This window comes from Jejuia spongiicola (genome assembly GCF_023502325.1).
GTDB classification, from domain to species: domain Bacteria; phylum Bacteroidota; class Bacteroidia; order Flavobacteriales; family Flavobacteriaceae; genus Wocania_A; species Wocania_A spongiicola.
On sequence record NZ_JAMFLZ010000005.1, the window covers coordinates 1 to 18566 of the forward strand.

Here is an 18566-nt window from a genome sequence, read left to right on the forward strand (position 1 = left end):
GTTGTTCCACAAAATGTAATTATTGATGATGTAACTGATCCAACTATTATATGTCCTAGCGATGTATCGGTAAATGTTGACGCTGGTTCTTGTGAGGCTTCTAGTGTAAACTTAGGAACTCCAACCACAGATGACAATTGCTCGGTAGCTTCAGTAGTAAATGATGCGCCTGTATCATATCCATTAGGTGATACTACTGTAACATGGACAGTAACAGATGGTTCAGGTAATACGGCAATTTGTACTCAAACAGTAACAGTGACAGATGATGCAGACCCTACTATTTCTTGCCCTATAGATGTAACTGTAAATGTAGATGCTGGTTTATGTACAGCAACAAATGTAGACTTAGGTACACCAAGTGCTTCAGATTGTACAACATTAACAATTAGTAACGATGCCCCTACTTCTTTTCCTCAAGGAGATACAGTAGTAACATGGACCGTTACTGATGAAGCTGGTAATAGTGTAACATGTACACAAGTTGTAACAGTATTGGATGATATTAATCCAACTTTTGTAGAAGCTTTACCTGCAGATACAACTGTAGAATGTAGTGAGATTCCAGACGCAGAAGTATTAACAGCTACCGATAATTGTGGTGCTGCTGAAGTGACTTTTGCAGAAGAAAGAATTGATGGTTCTTGTGTTTCTAATTATACATTAGTACGTACTTGGACAGCAACAGATGCAAGTGGCCTTACAACTGTTCATACACAGAACATAACTGTTCAAGATACAACTAGACCTGAATTTGAAGGCACATTACCTGGAGATATAACTGTGGAATGTGATGCAGTTCCAAATGCAGCTACGTTAACTGCTACAGATAACTGTAGTGATGCTAATGTATCAGTAAGTGATGTAATCACTAACGGAGACTGTGCAAATAATTATACTATTGAGCGTACTTGGGTTGCAACTGATGCTTGTGGACTAATAACTTCACATACACAAACTATAACTGTTCGTGATACAACAGCTCCAGTTCCAACAACAACATTTGAAGATACAATAGATGTAAGTTGTGCTGATATTCCAGATGCTCCAGAATTAGAGTTTTCTGACAACTGTTCTAATAGCTCTGGTATAACTGTAGTTTTTGAAGAAACTAACTCGTTTGATGAAAATGTATTGGTTGATTACCAAATTATTAGAACATGGACAGTAACCGATGAGTGTGCAAATCAAGAAATATATACTCAGACATTAAATGTATCACTTGATGAAATTATTACTGATGTAATAGCCCCAGACTGGTGTTATAAAGAAGGTATTGTAGATTTAAATGGAACATTAGGAGACGATGTAAATCCAAATGGAACATGGGAACTTCTTGAAGGTGACCCTGTGGCAACTCTTACGGATAATATTTTTGATCCAACTGTACTTGAACTAAGTGAAGACTTCCTTCCTAAAGATGGTGGAATTGATTATAGATTCAGATATACTACAACTGAAGATGGCTGTATAAGCATTTACGAAGTAACAATGAATATACATGCAGATTGTGATGTGTTGCCATGTGGTGAAAATGATATTGTGATTTCTAAGGCTATAACTCCAAACGGAGATGGTTTTAATGAAACTTTTGATATCGCAGGTATTGATTTATGTGGATTTACTGCCAACGTACAAATATTTAACCGTTGGGGAGCTTTAGTTTACAGTTCAAATAATTATACTCTAGGTAGTATAAAAACATCTGGATCTAAAGGAGATTGGGATGGATCTTCTCCTAAATCATCTATAGGAAATGCTGGTAAATTACCAAACGGAACATATTATTACATTATTAATTTAGAAAATAGTGGATTGAAACCATTAACTGGACCAATTTACGTAGGAACCAAATAAAAGACTTAACCTATGAAACTTATTAAACATAACATAATCGCTATTGCCCTGTTAAGCTGTACGATTGGAGTTGCGCAACAATTACCGCAATTCACACAGTATATGTTCAATACAATCTCAGTAAATCCTGCTTACGCGGGTAGCCGAGAAGCTTTAAGCGTTGTTGGATTACACAGAAGCCAGTGGGTTGGTTTTAAAGGTGGACCAATAACACAGACCCTTTCTATTCATACACCGCTTAGGAATGATAGAATTGGATTGGGTTTATCTTTTATCGAAGATGATTTAGGCCCTCAAAATTTTACATATGTGTATGGTGATTTTTCATATACAATCCCAACCGGTGCTGATGGTAAATTAGCCTTTGGTTTAAAGGCTGGGTTTACTCAATTTAGTTTTGATACAGATTTCCGTAATGACCCAGGTAATGTTAATGACCCATTAATTTTTGGAACAGAAGATAGATGGACACCAAATTTAGGTGCGGGTGTTTTTTGGCACTCAAATAGATGGTATTTAGGTTTATCTGCTCCTAGAATATTAAATAATGATTTTGCTAATAACGATAATAGCTTTGAAGCTTTAGAGCGTATCAGTTATTATTTTACTGGTGGCTACGTATTTGATTTAAGCAAAAGCATAAAGCTTAAGCCAGCAGTATTATTAAAAGCAACTAATGGAGCTCCAATATCTTACGACTTTACCGGAAGCTTCTTATTTAACGAAAAGTTTTGGTTGGGTGCTTCTTACAGATTAAATAATGAAACCGGAGCTCTTGGAGGTTTTGCAGATTTTCAAATTTCAAGACAATTACGTGTAGGTTATGCGTATGAAAAACCAATTTCTGACATAGCTAGGTATACCACTGGTACACATGAGATATTATTAATTTATGAATTCAAATTCTTAAGCTCTAAATTAAAATCACCAAGATATTTCTAACAAGAAATTTTTGTATAGATGAAAATGAAAAATCACATATTAATCTGTTTAGCTTTAATGCTTAGTGTTTCTGTTTTTGCTCAACAAGGAAAACAAAAAAGAGCAGATACTTTATTCAATAAATTCTCTTTTGTAAAAGCTGCAAAAGTTTACAAAGATTTAATTGAAAAAAACTATAATAAGGATTATGCTACTAGAAGATTAGCAGATTGCTATGCCTATTTAAGGAATCCGCAAAGTGCATCTAGATATTATAAAAAGGTAGTTGAGCAAGAGAATGTTCCTATCGAGTATTACTATAGCTACGCTCAATCGCTTAGAGGTATTAAGAAGTATAAAGAATCGCAAATATGGCTACAGCGTTTTAAAGATTCAGGAGGTATTGTAAATGCTAACGATTTCTCAAAAGATGTTAATTTTATAACTAGTATTTTTAATGCAAAACAACAATATTTTTTAGATCGAGTTAGATTCAATTCTAAATATAGTGACTTTGGAGCTTTTGAACATGATGGAAAAGTTTATTTCGCTTCTTCAAGAGACGAAGGCGTTTCAGTAAAACGATTATACGGCTGGAACGAACAACCCTTTTTAGATGTTTATGTTACAGAAGTAGGATCAAGAAGAAATGTAGATCATACAGGGAAGCTAGAAGGCGATGTAAATTCTATTTACCATGATGGTCCTGTTACTATTACTAAAGATGGCCGTACTATGTATTTCTCAAGAAATAATTATAATGATCAAGTAAGAAAAAGAGATAATAATGGCTTAACTGGTATGAAAATATTTAGAGCCACTTTACAAGACAGTATATGGACAAATGTTGAAGATTTATCAATAAATAGTGATGATTTTTCTACACAACACGCCGCTTTAAATAACGACGATACTAAACTATATTTCACATCAGATAGACCTGGTGGTTATGGTGGCTCTGACATTTATGTTGTAGATATTAACATTGACGGTACATTAGGCGAGCCAAAAAACCTTGGAAATGTTATAAACACTGAAAGCGCTGAAGGCTTTCCTTTTATAAATAATGAAGGTGTTTTATTCTTTTCATCTGATGGACATACAGGCCTTGGACTATTAGATATTTTCGCAACAATTAAAGGGGAAAATAATGATTTTGTAGATGTTGTAAACTTAGGCGTTCCTGTGAACTCTAATAAAGACGATTTTTCTTTTAGTATGAATCCTAACGGAATTACTGGATATTTTGCATCAAATAGAAGAGGTGGTCGTGGAGATGATGATATTTATGCCTATCACAGAGAACCAATTATGCAAGTTGAAGGTGTTGTAACAGATGCTATTAACACAAAACCAATCGCTAACTCTGTTATTACTTTATTTGATGATAAAGACAATCAAATAGCCTATATGGTAACTGATGAAAACGGGTTTTATCAAATAAACATTGACAGAAATAAAGACTATAAAATTGTTGGTAGCCAAGAAAAATATATTGATGACTACCGAACATTTACATCAAAAAATATACAAACTGAACTTACAACTATTACAGCAAATTTATTATTAAACCCAGTACAAGATGTTGTAAAGCTTGCAGAGTTAAATACCATTTACTTTGATTTTAATAAATATAATATAAGAGAAGATGCCGCTTTAGAATTAGACAAGATTGTAAGCCTAATGCTAAACGATTATCCTGAGATGGTAATACGAATTGAATCGCATACCGATTCGAGAGGAGCATTAACATATAATGATAAATTATCAATTGATAGAGCTAATTCTACCTATGAGTATTTAATTTCTAAAGGTGTTGATCCAGTAAGAATAACTGAGCACCAAGGATTTGGTGAGCGTAGGTTAACAAATGGCTGTGAAGATGGAGAGGATTGTGAAGAAGAAGCGCATCAATTAAATAGACGTACTCAATTTATAGTCGTAAAAATGGAATAACCACCACAATATTAACCTAATTGTGTTTTATAAATAAAAATATCTTTTAACTATTAGATTTTTTAATTAAAATAATGACCCCATGAAATTAAAAAACTACATACTAACCTGCTTTTTTCTATCGCTAAGCTTTATAGCTTCGGCACAATACGGTTCGCAAAAAAAAGCAGATAATTTATTCAATAAATTTTCTTTTGTAAGTGCTGCAGAGGTTTATCATAATCTTATTGAAAAAGATTTTAATGCAGATTATGCAACCAGACAATTGGCAGATAGCTATGCATACATGAGAAATCCCGATAGTGCCGTTGTTTACTATCAAAAAGCTGTTCAGCAAGAAAACATTCCTGTAGAATACTATTATAATTATGCACAGGCTTTAAGGGGTATTAAAGAGTATAAAGAATCTCGAGTGTGGTTAAGACGCTTTAAAGAAGCCGGTGGTGTTGTTAAAAAAGATAGATTTTCAAAAGACAGCGATTTTATAACGTCAATATTTAATGCAAAACAACAGTATTTTTTAACTGATGTTAATTTCAATTCAAAGTATAGCGATTTTGGTGCTTACGAGCGCGAGGGTAATATTTACTTTGCTTCGTCAAAAGACGAAGGTGTTTCAACAAAACATATTTACGGCTGGAACGAAGAACCTTTTCTAGATATCTATGTAAAAGCAAAAGATAGTAATGATAGTATTGTAAGCCATAAATCTAAAATAGAAGGTGATATAAACTCAATATATCATGATGGGCCATTAACAATTACAAAAGATGGTAAAACGATGTACTTTTCTAGAAACGATTTTAATAAAAATGTTTTAGGAAAAGATGAAAAGGGTATGACACATTTAAAAATCTACAAGGCATCTTTAGTCAATGGTCTATGGACAAATATTGAAGACTTTAATTTTAATAGTAAAGATTATTCAACTGGTCACCCTTCATTAAACAGTGATGATACCAAGTTATATTTTACTTCGGATATGCCAGGTGGTCAAGGCGGTTCAGATATTTATTATGTAGATATTAATAGCGATGGTTCGTTAGGTTCTCCTAAAAATATAGGGAATGTTGTAAATACAGATAAAAATGAAATGTTTCCGTTTATAAATAGTGAAGACGCCCTGTTTTTCTCATCTGACGGACATGCTGGATTAGGTTTATTAGATATTTTCGGAACTGTTTCTGATGCTGATAATAACATTATAAGTGTTTTAAATCTTGGTGTTCCTGTAAATTCGAGTAAAGATGATTTTTCATTTTTCATGAATAACGATGGCTTATCTGGATATTTTGCATCAAATAGAGATGGTGGAGTTGGTAGCGATGATATTTATGCCTACGATAGAATTCCACAATTAAAAATAGAAGGTACAATTACAGATGCTACTACTAATGCACCAATACCAAACGCTGTAGTTACTTTGTTAGACAGTAATGATAATAAAATTGCTGATTTACAAACTGACGAAAACGGTCATTTCGAAATTAATATTGATAGAGATACCGATTACAAATTAAATACTAAAAAGGAAAACTATATTGGCGATTCTAGAACAGTTACTACAAAAGGCATCGAAAATAGTGTAACAAGTATTAATGCTGATTTTGTATTAAACCCAGTTGTGGATGAAAAATTACCAATTACTGAGCTCTACCCTATTTATTTTGACTTTAACAAATATGATATTCGTCGTGATGGTACAGTCGAGCTAGATAGAATTGTTGATTTGATGATGAATAAATATCCAAATATGGTAATTAAAATTGAATCGCATACAGATTCTAGAGGCACATCAGAATACAATGACATACTTTCAAAAGAAAGAGCAAATGCAACTTATAAGTATTTAATTGAACACGGAGTTGACGCTTCAAGAATTACTGAATATGACGGCTTTGGAGAACGTAAATTAGCAAATGATTGTGATGGTACTATAAACTGTACAGAAGATCAGCATCAGCTAAATAGGCGTACGCAATTTATTGTGATAAAAATGGAATAACGTTAAGCTAAATTCATAATTATTAAAAACCATCAAAGGAGTTTTCTTTTGGTGGTTTTTTATATATTAGAAGATTACTATTATAATTCTAATCCTTTAGTAGTGTGTAATTTAATTCATCTTTGAAATAAAAATAATTTTACCTAAGAATAACTTTCTAAAAGCAAGAGATTTCATATTGACAAATGCGAGAATGATAGAAAGACGTTTGTTTGAATTTTATTTTGATAATGGAACTTCAGAAGGTGTTTTTAATGCTGTTTATGCTTATCGTAATCCTGATGGTGGATTTGGACATGGAATGGAACCAGACACAGCATCACCAGAAAGCCAGCCTCTTTTTAGCATTATGGCACTTGAAATTCTCGATGAAGTTGGTTATCTAACCAAAGAAATCATTCTAAATGACTTCATGCCTTATTTTGAAAGTATAACAACAGAAAAAGGTGGAATTCCATGGATGTTTAGACCAAAAAGCAACTATCCTTGTGAAGAACATTTTAAAACAGTTAAAGAATGGGCTGCTTTAAGCACCACTGCACCATTACTAGGGGTTTTAGAAAAATATAAGATTGATATTCCTTGGATGAAAAAAGCAGAAGAGTTTGTTTGGAATGAATTTGAGAGAATAAAAGATAAACATATTTTTTGTTATTTATGTGTATCAAGATGGTTAACATTTTTAAAGTATACTAAGAATCAAAATAAAGCAAAAAAAACTATTAACAACTTAAAAAAATGGATAATGGTTGACGGAATTATTTGTAAAGATAAGTCAGATGATGGTTGGGGACTTTACGGGAAGCCGCATAGTTTAAATTATGCATATTCTTCTGAAAGCGTTCTATATTCTTTGTTTACTAAAGAAACTATTGAATCTGACTTAAAAGAAATAATCAATAAACAAGAAAATGATGGTCGGTGGAATACTTGGTATGGAATTAGTGAAGGTACAAAACTAGAATGGGCAGGAATACAAACATTATGGGCATTAAAAATTTTAAAAAATTATGATAAAATTGAAGCGTAGATATAAAAATATTGAAAATTAAATCAAAAAACCCCCTCAGAAAACTGAGAGGGCTTTATACCTAAAGCTAAATTCAATAACTATTCAGTTATTAAAATAACCAGTTAATTCCTTTTTGCTGCATACCTATAATACAGCATTTGCTAAAAATCAGTAAATTAAAAGGTTATGTTTTTATTGTTACAAAAACAATATTATTTTTTTATGAAAATGTTTGTAAAATACCATCTTCCGTTTTCACTCTTTTCTGCCGATATGTTAAAGTTAGAAAAATCTCCTTCAATGTTTGCACGATGTCCATCACTTTTAATCCAAGCACTTACTACAGTTTTTGCACTACTGTAGCCGTAAGCCACATTTTCAGATACTTTTTTAGCACCAGCATTTGCTTTTAAATAGTTACTACGCGTATAAAAGTTATCATGAGATATTTCATCCTTATCAACCATGTAATCAGTATGGCTATATGCTACAGATTTAACAATCTTTAAATCTGCCAAAGGGTTTAGGCCAATTGATAATCTGTGGTCGTTAATAAGCTCTAAAATTTCAATTTCAATTTGCTTTGTAGGTGGTACAACTAAGTTTTCTACAATAGCGTCTGCTTTTTCATCAATGCTATCTGTTGAACAAGAGAATGTCAAAATAGCTAACAATGCCAATAAAGGCAGCTTTTTTAATAACTTCATAAGTAGGTAAATTTAGATTTGGTCCTATAAAGTTATTAACCATATACTGGCTATTATTGTATTGATGTTTAAAATCGATGAACGACAAACAGAAAATCGATAAAAAGCATTTTTTATCGATTAAATGTAATTTTGAATTTTAAAATATGTATTTAAACTATTATTTAGGGAGATAATCGATCAATTTTCCAATTATAATCACTTTGTAACTTGTATCGTACTCTATCATGTAGTCTATTTGGTCTCCCTTGCCAAAATTCAATCTCAACAGGCTTAACTATGTATCCGCCCCAATAATCTGGTCTTGGTATTTCTTTACCTTCATACTCTTCTTCAAGACCTTGTAACTTATTCTCAAGGTATTCACGGCTTTCAATAGTATCACTTTGATTAGAAACTACAGCTCCTAATTGGCTTCCTCTTGGTCTAGATTCAAAATAGCCATCGCTTAAATTTGCAGCTATCTTTTCAGCCTTGCCTTTAATTATAATTTGCCTTTCTGCACCATGCCAAAAAAATGATAAACACACATTAGGATTTTCTGCAATGGCTTTCCCTTTTTCGCTCTCATAATTCGTGTAAAATATAAAGCCTTCGAAAGTATATTTTTTTAAGAGCACTACTCTACTCTTAGGATAACCATCTTTACCTATTGTAGATATTGTCATTGCATTGGTTTCATCTTCAGTAAAAAACTTATCAACTTCATAAAACCATTTTTGAAATAATTCCATTGGGTTTTCAGGCGCATCTGCTAAAAGTAATTCGCCTTTTTCGTAAGATTTTCTATAATCACTTAAATCCTTTTGCATAAAAATTAAAAATCAAATAAATTGTATATTTAAGTATTCAAATTTACACAAAATGCTTTTTGTAGATACCCTTATTGGTCTCATTTTTATTATTTGTGGTCTTTTAGTAAAAAAATACCCAAATCTAATTGCTGGTTATAATTCTATGACTATAGAAGAAAAAAAGAAAATTGATATTAAAAAGCTTTCAACCTTTTTGCATAATGGATTAATAATAACTGGTGCTTTAGCAATAATAGTAGCTATTTTGCTGTTTTTTTTAGATATAAAACAACTATATAGACTTTTTGCTGGGATTATAATTATTGTTGTTGGTTTACTTTATACACTTATCAATGCCAATAAAAAATAAAAAACTAAATAATGTTTAAATAAATATATGGGAAGAATACATTTATTTGAGTTTGAAGATTTAAAATGGTTTCCATCTTTTTTAAGAAATTATATGACAGACTTTTTACAATTTGTTTCTAATAAATTTGATGTTTACAAACCTATAGTTTCTATTATTGAAGAAGGCTTAGAAAAAAGTAAATCTGATACCATTATAGATTTAGCTTCCGGTGGAGGCGGTGGTATACTTAAACTTAATGAATCTTTGTTAAAGAGAAAGCCTAATTTAAAAATTATTTTAACTGATTATTACCCTAATATTGAAGCTTTTAAGCACACTAAAGCATCCGCGAATAATATAGAGTACATTACTACTTCTATTGACGCTCTAAACGTACCTAAAAGTTTAGAAGGTTTAAGAACTCAGTTTTTGTCTTTACATCACTTTAAACCCATGCAAGCGCAACAAATACTTCAAAACGTTATAAATAATGAAAGTGCTATTGCTATTTTTGAAGCTCAAGAACGAAACTTAAAGAGTATCACTTTTATGCTTTTATCCCCTATAAATGTACTATTGCTAACCCCGTTTATAAAACCCTTTAAGTTTGGAAGATTGTTGTTTACTTATCTATTTCCAATTCTACCAATTTTAGTGTGTTGGGATGGATTAGTTTCGGTATTAAGAACATATTCTATAAAAGAAATGAACAAACTAATTAACGGACTCAGTAATGGAGATTCTTATGAATGGAAATTGGGTAAAGTAAAATCTGGTCCTAGCAAAATAACCTACCTTTTGGGGTACAAAAAATAAAAAATTCCTTTTTTTAATTTATCTGTGTGAATATTCCTAAATTAGTGTTCCCAATAAAACCAACATGAAATTCCAAGATTCTGAGCACTCTAAAGTATTAAAGCACTATAAATTAGAAAAGCCGTTTGGTAATTTTTACTTTCTTGAAACATTTTTTATTGCTGAATTAAATGAAGGTGTACACTTTGATTGGGAAAAAGTAATTGAAGTAATGAGTGAATTGATAATTTTTTATGGTAAAGATGCAAAGCTGGCTTATCTTTCAAATAGAGTTAATTCGTATTCTACAGATCCACGTTCTTGGGAGAAAGTTCATAAAAAATACAATATAATTATTGCTAGTGCTATAGTATATTACAATGACTTTACATTTATGAATGCTACATTAGAAAAAAAATTCTCAAAAAGAAGTATTAAACGTTGCCTCTCTCTTGATGAGGCTATAAAATGGATTTTAAATTTAGAAGAGTTTAATTAAAATTCAAAGGTCTTTCCATCTTCACTCAGTTCAACATTATCAAAAACTTCTAGAGCTTCTTCTTTAAAAGAGTCTAAGCCATCGTAACGCGTTGAATAATGCCCAAGCAATAATGTGCCAACGTTTGCAAGTTTTGCAATTTTAGCTGCTTCTTTTGCAGTAGAATGCTTTGTTTTTGGTGCCAAATTCGCATGTTTTTCTAAAAAGGTAGATTCGTGATATAACACATCTACATTTTTAATGATAGGAATAATATCCTCTTTATACATTGTATCACTACAAAATGCGTAGCTTTTTGGTTTATTAGCTGGTTTTGTTACTTTTTTATTATCAATTATAACCCCATCTCTATTTTCGACATCAAAACCTTGCTTTAGTTTTCTAAAATATGCTGTATCAATATTTGCGTCTTCAACAGCATTAATATCTAATTTACGTTCGCCTTCCTTCTCTTTAAATAGAAAACCATTAGTATAAACACGATGATTTAAAGGAATTGTATATACTTCAACCTTTGCATCTTCAAAAATTAATTCAGATTCTTCAGAAGTTAATTCATGAAAGCAAAGCTTGTAATTTGTCCATGAATCTGCCAGTTTCATTTGAAGCGTCACAACTTCCTTGATACCTTTAGGTCCATAAATATGCAAATCGGTTTCACGAGTTAATAACCTAAACGTGGAAATCAATCCTACTAAACCAAAAAAGTGGTCACCGTGCAAATGTGATATAAAAATATGCTTTATACGATTGAATTTAATTTTATGCTTTCGTAACTGAACTTGTGTTCCTTCTCCACAATCAATTAAAAACATATGATTATTAATTTCTAAAACCTGTGATGTTGTATTTGTTAAAGCTCGTGGTGTTGCACTATAACAGCCTAAAATAGAAAGCTTCATATTATGAAATAGGTGTATAGTTTATTGAATCTTTGGCTGTAAATTTGCTTTTAAAACTAAATGCATATGGAGTGTCTCCGTGTTTGTTTAAATAATCTAATCGATCTTTAGCATCTTGGAATGTTGGTTCATAGCCCTTAGGAATATACCAAAATGCCATATGCATCATTTTCATTTTGCTAAACCATTCTTTTTTACGCTTAAAAACTTCGATGTGACCAGAATTATAAGTGTATTCAAAAAGGGATTCTAAATTTTTCCAAACTGACATGTTTATAAGTAATGTATCGTCTTCAAAAACTTTAGCTCCCAATTCCTTGTCTTCATCCTGCATACGCCAAACAAAACCGTCAGCAGAATCTGCTATAGCATTAATTTTATCAAGATTATTTACAAAATCTTGCATAATTGGGTCATCCATTGGTGCCAATCGTTTAGCTATATTTACTTGAGCAAGGTTATGTTCTTTCATATTAAAGCCCTAAATCACGTTCCATATCTTCCATTTCTATAATATCATAGGCTTCTTGTAAAGTAGGTACAACAATTATTTCGTCTGGAACATCATCAAGGTTTACTTTATCTGAAACAATAACAAACGATTGTTTAGCTGCTCTGTGCATATTAGATAGTTCAAGAAACTCTACTATCTCAGATAAGCTAATTTTTGTGAGTGTAGTTAGTGAAACTATAATATTGTTGTTTTTAAATTTAGGGTATAACGCATGAATTTTTTTTACCAATTCTATTATTGTTGCCTTTTCTTGGGTAATAATTGAAATATTTCCGTTTTGACTTAAAATCATGATTTACTGTTTTATTTTTGAAGCTAATAAATATATAACTGCCATTCTTATTGCTACACCATTTTCAACTTGATTTAAAATAATGGCTTGTTTAGAATCAGCAACATCACTAGTAATTTCTACACCTCTGTTTATTGGTCCTGGGTGCATAATAGTTATTTCTTTATCTAAAGAATTAAGTAAATCTTTATTAACTCCAAACTGTTGTGTGTATTCTCTTGTTGATGGAAAATAACTAATCTCCATACGTTCGTTCTGGACACGAAGCATATTAGCTACATCACACCAATTTAGCGCTTTACGCAGGTTTGTTTCAACTTTTACTCCAAGTTTGTTAATATACTTAGGAATCAATGTTTTTGGTCCACAAACCATAACCTGAGCACCTTGTAATTGTAAAGCAAATATATTTGAAAGTGCTACTCTACTATGCAATATGTCGCCTACTATAACAACTTTTTTACCTTTAACATCACCTAATCGTTCTCTTATTGAATATGAATCTAATAAGGCTTGGGTTGGATGCTCATGTGCTCCGTCTCCAGCATTTATAATACTAGCTTTTACATGTTTTGATAAAAATACACCAGCACCGGGATTTGGATGACGCATAACAACCATATCTACTTTCATAGATAAAATATTGTTTACGGTATCAATTAAAGTTTCTCCTTTTTTTACTGAAGATTGTGCTGACGAAAAATTAATTACATCTGCAGACAAGCGCTTTTCGGCAAGTTCAAAAGATAACTTTGTACGAGTAGAATTTTCAAAAAAAAGGTTTGCAATGGTAATATCACGTAGCGAAGGTACTTTTTTAATGGGCCTGTTAATCACTTCCTTAAAGTGGTCAGCAGTTTCAAAAATAAGTTGGATATCTTGTTCCTTAAGATATTTTATTCCTAATAAGTGATTTACACTTAATTCGCTCATCTTCTATATTATTTTTCAATTAAATAAACTGCATCTTCATTTTCATGCTCTTTCCAGTTTACTTTTACTTTTTCATTATTTATAACATCTACTTGTCTCCCTCTATAATCTGGTTGAATAGGTAAGTGTCTGCTAAAACGTCTGTCTATTAACGTTAACAACTCTATTTCATTTGGTCTACCAAAAGATTGAATTGCCGTTAAAGCTGCTCTTATACTTCTTCCTGTATACAAAACATCATCGATGAATACAATATTTTTATCTTCAACTAAAAAATTAATTTTAGTTTCATTAGCCTCCAAAGTTTTCTCACCTCTTCTAAAATCGTCTCTATAAAAAGTAATATCTAAATGTCCAATTTGAATATTTTTAACCTTGTAATCTTCTGTTAATATTTTAGCCAATCTATCAGCCAAAAACACGCCACGAGGCTGCAAGCCTATTAAAACTGTATTTGAGAAATCGTTATGTTTTTCAATAAGTTGACAAGCCAATCGATGAAGAATGATGTTTACCTCTTTTGCGTTAAGTAAAACTTTTTGACTCATATATACTATCCAAACGTATTTGGAGTACAAAGGTAATGCAAAATTTTAAAATTGAAGGGGTATTATTTGCAATAAAAAAAGCCTCTCATTTCTGAAAGGCTTGATTTTTTATAAAAATTTGGTAATTATTTCTTACCGTCCATTTTATCTTTAAGAGCTTGTAACGCATCATTAGCATCACCTAAAGTAGGCTTAGCTTCTGCTGCTGCACTTGCCGCTTTTTTAGCAGCTGCTTTTACATTCTTAATCTCTTCTGCTTTAAAAATAGCTGTATGTGAAGCTACAACACGCTTAAATTCTTTATTGAATTCAATAATTTTAAACTCAGCTGTTTCTCCTTTTTTAAGCTTGTTTCCATCTTCTTTTTCAAGATGACGAGAAGGTATAAATGCAACAATATCATCGTTAAAAGTAACTGTAGCTCCTTTATCAACGATTTCGGTTAATGCTGCTGTATGTACTGTTTCTAAAGCGAATTCAGTTTCATACTTATCCCAAGGGTTTTCAGTAGTTTGTTTATGTCCTAGAGATAATTTACGTCCTTCAACATCTAATTCTAATACAATCACGTCTAATTTATCGCCTACTGCACAGAATTCAGATGGATGTTTGATTTTCTTAGTCCAAGATAAATCAGAGATATAAATTAATCCGTCAATACCTTCTTCTAATTCAACAAAAACACCAAAGTTTGTAAAGTTACGTACAACCCCTGTGTGTTTAGAACCAACAGGGTATTTGCCTGTAATATCTGTCCATGGATCTGGAGTTAATTGCTTAATTCCAAGAGACATTTTACGATCTTCTCTATCTAAAGTTAAGATTTGAGCTTCAACTTCGTCTCCAACTGATACGAAGTCTTGAGCAGAACGTAAATGAGTTGACCAAGACATTTCTGATACGTGAATTAATCCTTCTACACCATCAGCAACCTCAATAAACGCACCATAATCTGCAATTACTACTACTTTTCCTTTTACTTTATCACCAACTTTAACTTCTTCAGCAAGAGCTTCCCATGGGTGTTTGCTTAATTGTTTTAATCCTAATTGAATTCTTGATTTATTTTCATCAAAATCAAGGATTACAACATTAAGTTTTTGATCTAACTCAACAATCTCATTTGGATGATTGATTCTAGACCAAGATAAATCTGTAATATGAACTAATCCGTCAACACCACCAAGATCGATAAACACACCATAAGAAGTAATATTTTTAACAATACCTTCTAATACTTGACCTTTTTCTAATTGACCAATAATTTCTTTCTTTTGTTCTTCAATATCAGCCTCAATAAGAGCTTTATGAGATACAACAACGTTTTTGAATTCGTGGTTGATTTTCACAACTTTGAATTCCATCGTTTTATTTACATACTGGTCGTAATCTCTAATTGGTTTAACATCAATTTGAGAACCTGGTAAGAATGCTTCAATTCCAAAAACATCTACAATCATACCTCCTTTAGTTCTACATTTAACAAAACCGTTAACTATTTCACCAGTTTCATGAGCTTTATTTACTCTATCCCATGCTTTAATTACACGAGCTTTTCTGTGAGATAATACTAATTGCCCTGTTGCATCTTCGCGTACATCAATTAATACTTCTACTTTATCACCAACTGCTAAGTTAGGGTTGTAACGAAATTCGTTTAAAGAAATAACACCTTCAGATTTTGCATTGATGTCAATAATAGCATCACGATCTGTAATATGAACTACAGTCCCTTCAACTACTTCATCATCTAAAGTGTCAACGAAATTTGCTGCTACTAATTTTTCAAATTCTTGTAATTGTTTGTCATCAACTTCATCAATTCCTTCTTCGTAATTGTGCCAGTTAAAGTCTTTTAAGAATTTTTCAGGATTTGCTTGAGCTTCAGATACTACTGGAGCTTCTACAGTTTCAGCTTGAGTTGCCTCAACTTCAGCTTGTTTTGCTTTTTCAGCCATTTAATTTAATTAAACAATGTAATTTGCAAAATGCAACTACATTGAGATTTGTATTCTGTATGCTTCGGAAGATTTATGCGTTTAACACACAGAAGTGTTATTTTTATTATTGTTTCGTTCCTTTTATCATTCCGATAATCCGCTAAAAGGAGTGCAAAAATACATATTTTTAACATATTAGCCTAATTTGACTAAACTATTTTAAATCACTGGTTAATAGAACTATAATTAAATTAAAAAAAGCTTTTTATTGACCAACCTTTTATTATATTTATGATATTAACACTTAAAAATTTATAACACTTATGACTATGAAAGCAAAATACCAATCGGTACTAGATTTAGGGCAAGAATTAAATATACAAAATGGGGATGTACAAGAAGAAAATGGCGTATTAAAAGTTTGGGGAACAGCAAAAACCCCTTATGAAAAAAACCTAATTTGGGATAAAATTAAAGCTGTTGGGGGTGAAAATCCAAGTGATATTATGGCTGATATAAAAGTTGCAGATGAAAGTGTTTTCCACAGACATGTAGTTAAACCTGGCGAAACATTAGGCAAAATTGCCAAGCATTACTACGGAGATGTGATGAAGTATAAAAACATTTTTGCAGCAAATTCAGATATTTTGAAAAACCCAGACTTAATTCATCCAGACCAAGAATTAATTATTCCTAATTTATAAAAAATAAACTCAAAAAGTAATAAGCGACTGTATTTTGTTAGCTTCAATAATCAGTCGCTTTTTTATTCGCAGTCTTCTAGAGTTATTTTTACCAATTGTAAAACTTTTTCAAATTGCTCTTGGAGAGTTAAATTAGAATTATCAATTTCTATAGCATCATCAGCTTTTATTAATGGGGAATCTTTTCTATTTGAATCCATATAATCGCGTTCTTGCACATTACGCAAAACATCTTCATAAACTACTTTATCTCCTCTTTCAATAAGCTCATCATATCTACGTTTTGCTCTTGTTTCTGCTGATGCTGTCATAAATATTTTAAGCTCTGCATTAGGAAAAACAACTGTACCTATATCGCGTCCATCCATAACAACTCCAGTATTTTGTCCAAGTTTCTGCTGTTGTTGAACCAGTAGTTCGCGAACCTCTGAAATCGTTGCAACTTTGCTTACAAAGCTTGAAACCTCCAAAGTTCTAATTTCTTTTTCAATATTAACATTACCCAAATACACTTCAGCAAACCCTAAAGCTTCATTAAATTTAAAGCTAACTCTTACATTTTGTAATTTAGATACTAAACCATCAATATTAAAATGATTATTATCAATAAAACCATTTTGCATAGCATAAAACGTAATGGCTCTATACATAGCTCCTGAATCTACATAAACATAGCCCAATTCTTTTGCTATTTGCTTAGCTACTGTACTTTTACCTGTTGAAGAAAAGCCATCTATGGCTATTGTTATTTTTGACATATAAATATTGAAAGCAACAAAAGTACTTATTGCAAATCTATTTGCAAACCAAAAAAGTTAGAATTGGCTGCACTTGTATATTTTGCATGTGTGTAACTAAAGCGCATTTTATTCATTTTTATTGAAATACCTGCAGATAATCCTGAAAAATTACGCTGATCTATTATACGCAATTCTTCACCTCTACGGAAGTTGTAGCCTAAGCGAATATTAAATCCGCCTTCTGGAAATAATTCTGCTCCAATAATAGTATGCCTAATTACTTGTCCCAAAAAGCCAATTTTCTCGTTAGATTGATTACCGCTTAAATCGCTTATAGTCCTTGCGGGATTTGCTCTAGCAATGGGCCAATCTTGAAGGTTCTCAAAGGTTACATGCCAACGAATAGGTACATGCTCTAAAGTTTGAGACATGCCAAAATCGATTTCAAAAGGTAAAGGTTCATTCAAATCAGCATAGGTTGTTATTTGACTTCCTAAATTCCTTACAGCTACAGCTGCATGGAAATCTAAATCTTCATTAATATATAATAGTCCTAAATCTACAGCAGCCCCAAACGAACTATATTGTTCCAACTTAGAAGTTATTAATTTTAAATTTCCTCCAAAATAAAAATCAGAATACCCAATTTGCAAGGCATAACCCATTGATAAGGCCGCCTCATTACCAGTAAATGCCCCTGTTGGATTTCCATTTTCGTCATAACCTTCAAATGATCCATAGTTAATATAAGTAACACCAGCATGAAAAGTTTGAGTATGCCTATCAACGGTATAAGCATATGCCGCAGTACCATAACTAATCCCTCCTAAATAACTTGTGTAATTAACAGCCAATTGGTTGTCCATTTCTACATTTATAGTAGCTGGATTATAAAGTGCTTGGGTAACATCATAATCTACATTGGTTAACACTTTACCTCCCAATGCAGCTTGCCGTGGTGAGGATATTAAATTAAGAAATTGGTAAGTAGCTTCGCCTCCTACTTGTGCAAAAGTTAAGCTGCTTACAAACAAGCAAAAAATAGTGATAATTTTCCTTAGCATATTTACTGTTACAAAGTAAGTAAATCTATCT

19 protein-coding genes are annotated in these 18566 nt (G+C 31.8%); 9 read left to right on the top strand and 10 right to left on the bottom strand.

All coding sequences use genetic code 11. The features are described from left to right. The 5 genes from M3P09_RS12400 to M3P09_RS12420 form a co-directional block, all read left to right on the top strand. Positions 1–1857, top strand: a 1857-nt coding sequence (locus M3P09_RS12400) for a T9SS type B sorting domain-containing protein (protein ID WP_249973387.1), incomplete at its 5' end; no start/stop codon positions are given. 12 nt (positions 1858–1869) lie between these two features. Continuing rightward, positions 1870–2799 carry a PorP/SprF family type IX secretion system membrane protein gene (locus M3P09_RS12405; protein WP_099563053.1) on the top strand — a complete coding sequence of 310 codons (930 nt, stop codon included), beginning with the start codon at positions 1870–1872 and terminating at the stop codon, positions 2797–2799. A 24-nt stretch (positions 2800–2823) separates the two neighbouring features. Then, positions 2824–4734 carry an OmpA family protein gene (locus M3P09_RS12410; RefSeq protein ID WP_249973388.1) on the top strand — a complete coding sequence of 637 codons (1911 nt, stop codon included), beginning with the start codon at positions 2824–2826 and terminating at the stop codon, positions 4732–4734. Between the two features lie 82 nt (positions 4735–4816). Then, the gene (locus M3P09_RS12415) at positions 4817–6739 is read left to right on the top strand and encodes an OmpA family protein (RefSeq protein WP_249973389.1); all 1923 of its coding nucleotides are present in this window, start codon (positions 4817–4819) and stop codon (positions 6737–6739) included. 193 nt (positions 6740–6932) lie between these two features. Continuing rightward, positions 6933–7769 carry a hypothetical protein gene (locus M3P09_RS12420; protein WP_249973390.1) on the top strand — a complete coding sequence of 279 codons (837 nt, stop codon included), beginning with the start codon at positions 6933–6935 and terminating at the stop codon, positions 7767–7769. A gap of 194 nt (positions 7770–7963) precedes the next feature. Here M3P09_RS12420 and M3P09_RS12425 read toward each other — a convergent pair whose 3' ends face one another. Together M3P09_RS12425 and pdxH are read right to left on the bottom strand one after the other, a co-directional pair. Continuing rightward, the gene (locus M3P09_RS12425) at positions 7964–8458 is read right to left on the bottom strand and encodes a CAP domain-containing protein (protein WP_099563056.1); all 495 of its coding nucleotides are present in this window, start codon (positions 8456–8458) and stop codon (positions 7964–7966) included. Positions 8459–8622: 164 nt separating this feature from the next. Next, complete coding sequence (gene pdxH / locus M3P09_RS12430) at positions 8623–9270, bottom strand: pyridoxamine 5'-phosphate oxidase (protein ID WP_249973391.1); 648 nt, start codon at positions 9268–9270, stop codon at positions 8623–8625. A gap of 52 nt (positions 9271–9322) precedes the next feature. Here pdxH and M3P09_RS12435 point away from each other — a divergent pair, with 52 nt between their 5' ends. The 3 genes from M3P09_RS12435 (at position 9323) to M3P09_RS12445 (ending at position 10898) form a co-directional block, all read left to right on the top strand. Next, positions 9323–9622 carry a DUF3784 domain-containing protein gene (locus tag M3P09_RS12435; RefSeq protein ID WP_249973392.1) on the top strand — a complete coding sequence of 100 codons (300 nt, stop codon included), beginning with the start codon at positions 9323–9325 and terminating at the stop codon, positions 9620–9622. Between the two features lie 27 nt (positions 9623–9649). After that, positions 9650–10420 (top strand): hypothetical protein, encoded by a 771-nt coding sequence (locus M3P09_RS12440; protein WP_249973393.1) that lies wholly within the window; start codon positions 9650–9652, stop codon positions 10418–10420. A gap of 64 nt (positions 10421–10484) precedes the next feature. After that, complete coding sequence (locus tag M3P09_RS12445; protein ID WP_099563060.1) at positions 10485–10898, top strand: hypothetical protein; 414 nt, start codon at positions 10485–10487, stop codon at positions 10896–10898. On the opposite strand, the gene M3P09_RS12450 is transcribed toward M3P09_RS12445, so the two are convergent. The 6 genes from M3P09_RS12450 to rpsA form a co-directional block, all read right to left on the bottom strand. Continuing rightward, a complete protein-coding gene (locus M3P09_RS12450; RefSeq protein WP_099563061.1) occupies positions 10895–11800 on the bottom strand; it encodes a ribonuclease Z in 906 nt (301 codons plus the stop codon). The genes M3P09_RS12445 and M3P09_RS12450 overlap by 4 nt on opposite strands. Position 11801: 1 nt before the next feature. Further along, positions 11802–12272, bottom strand: coding sequence for a DUF3291 domain-containing protein (locus M3P09_RS12455; RefSeq protein WP_249973394.1), 471 nt, complete (start codon positions 12270–12272; stop codon positions 11802–11804). Between the two features lies 1 nt (position 12273). Continuing rightward, the gene (locus tag M3P09_RS12460; RefSeq protein ID WP_099563063.1) at positions 12274–12606 is read right to left on the bottom strand and encodes a ribonuclease Z; all 333 of its coding nucleotides are present in this window, start codon (positions 12604–12606) and stop codon (positions 12274–12276) included. 3 nt (positions 12607–12609) lie between these two features. Beyond that, a complete protein-coding gene (locus M3P09_RS12465) occupies positions 12610–13539 on the bottom strand; it encodes an aspartate carbamoyltransferase catalytic subunit (protein ID WP_249973395.1) in 930 nt (309 codons plus the stop codon). Positions 13540–13547: 8 nt separating this feature from the next. After that, the gene (gene pyrR / locus M3P09_RS12470; RefSeq protein ID WP_099563065.1) at positions 13548–14087 is read right to left on the bottom strand and encodes a bifunctional pyr operon transcriptional regulator/uracil phosphoribosyltransferase PyrR; all 540 of its coding nucleotides are present in this window, start codon (positions 14085–14087) and stop codon (positions 13548–13550) included. A 125-nt stretch (positions 14088–14212) separates the two neighbouring features. Next, positions 14213–16045 carry a 30S ribosomal protein S1 gene (gene rpsA / locus M3P09_RS12475; RefSeq protein ID WP_099563066.1) on the bottom strand — a complete coding sequence of 611 codons (1833 nt, stop codon included), beginning with the start codon at positions 16043–16045 and terminating at the stop codon, positions 14213–14215. Positions 16046–16350: 305 nt separating this feature from the next. On the opposite strand from rpsA, the gene M3P09_RS12480 reads away from it, so the two are divergent. Further along, complete coding sequence (locus M3P09_RS12480; protein WP_099563067.1) at positions 16351–16731, top strand: LysM peptidoglycan-binding domain-containing protein; 381 nt, start codon at positions 16351–16353, stop codon at positions 16729–16731. A gap of 62 nt (positions 16732–16793) precedes the next feature. Here the strand turns inward: M3P09_RS12480 and cmk are convergent, their stop codons facing one another. Both cmk and porQ read right to left on the bottom strand, forming a co-directional pair. Next, positions 16794–17489 (bottom strand): (d)CMP kinase, encoded by a 696-nt coding sequence (gene cmk, locus M3P09_RS12485; protein ID WP_249973396.1) that lies wholly within the window; start codon positions 17487–17489, stop codon positions 16794–16796. A gap of 26 nt (positions 17490–17515) precedes the next feature. Then, entirely contained in the window at positions 17516–18535 is a 1020-nt protein-coding gene (gene porQ / locus M3P09_RS12490; protein ID WP_099563069.1) for a type IX secretion system protein PorQ, read from the bottom strand. Between the last annotated feature and the right edge of the window lie 31 nt (positions 18536–18566).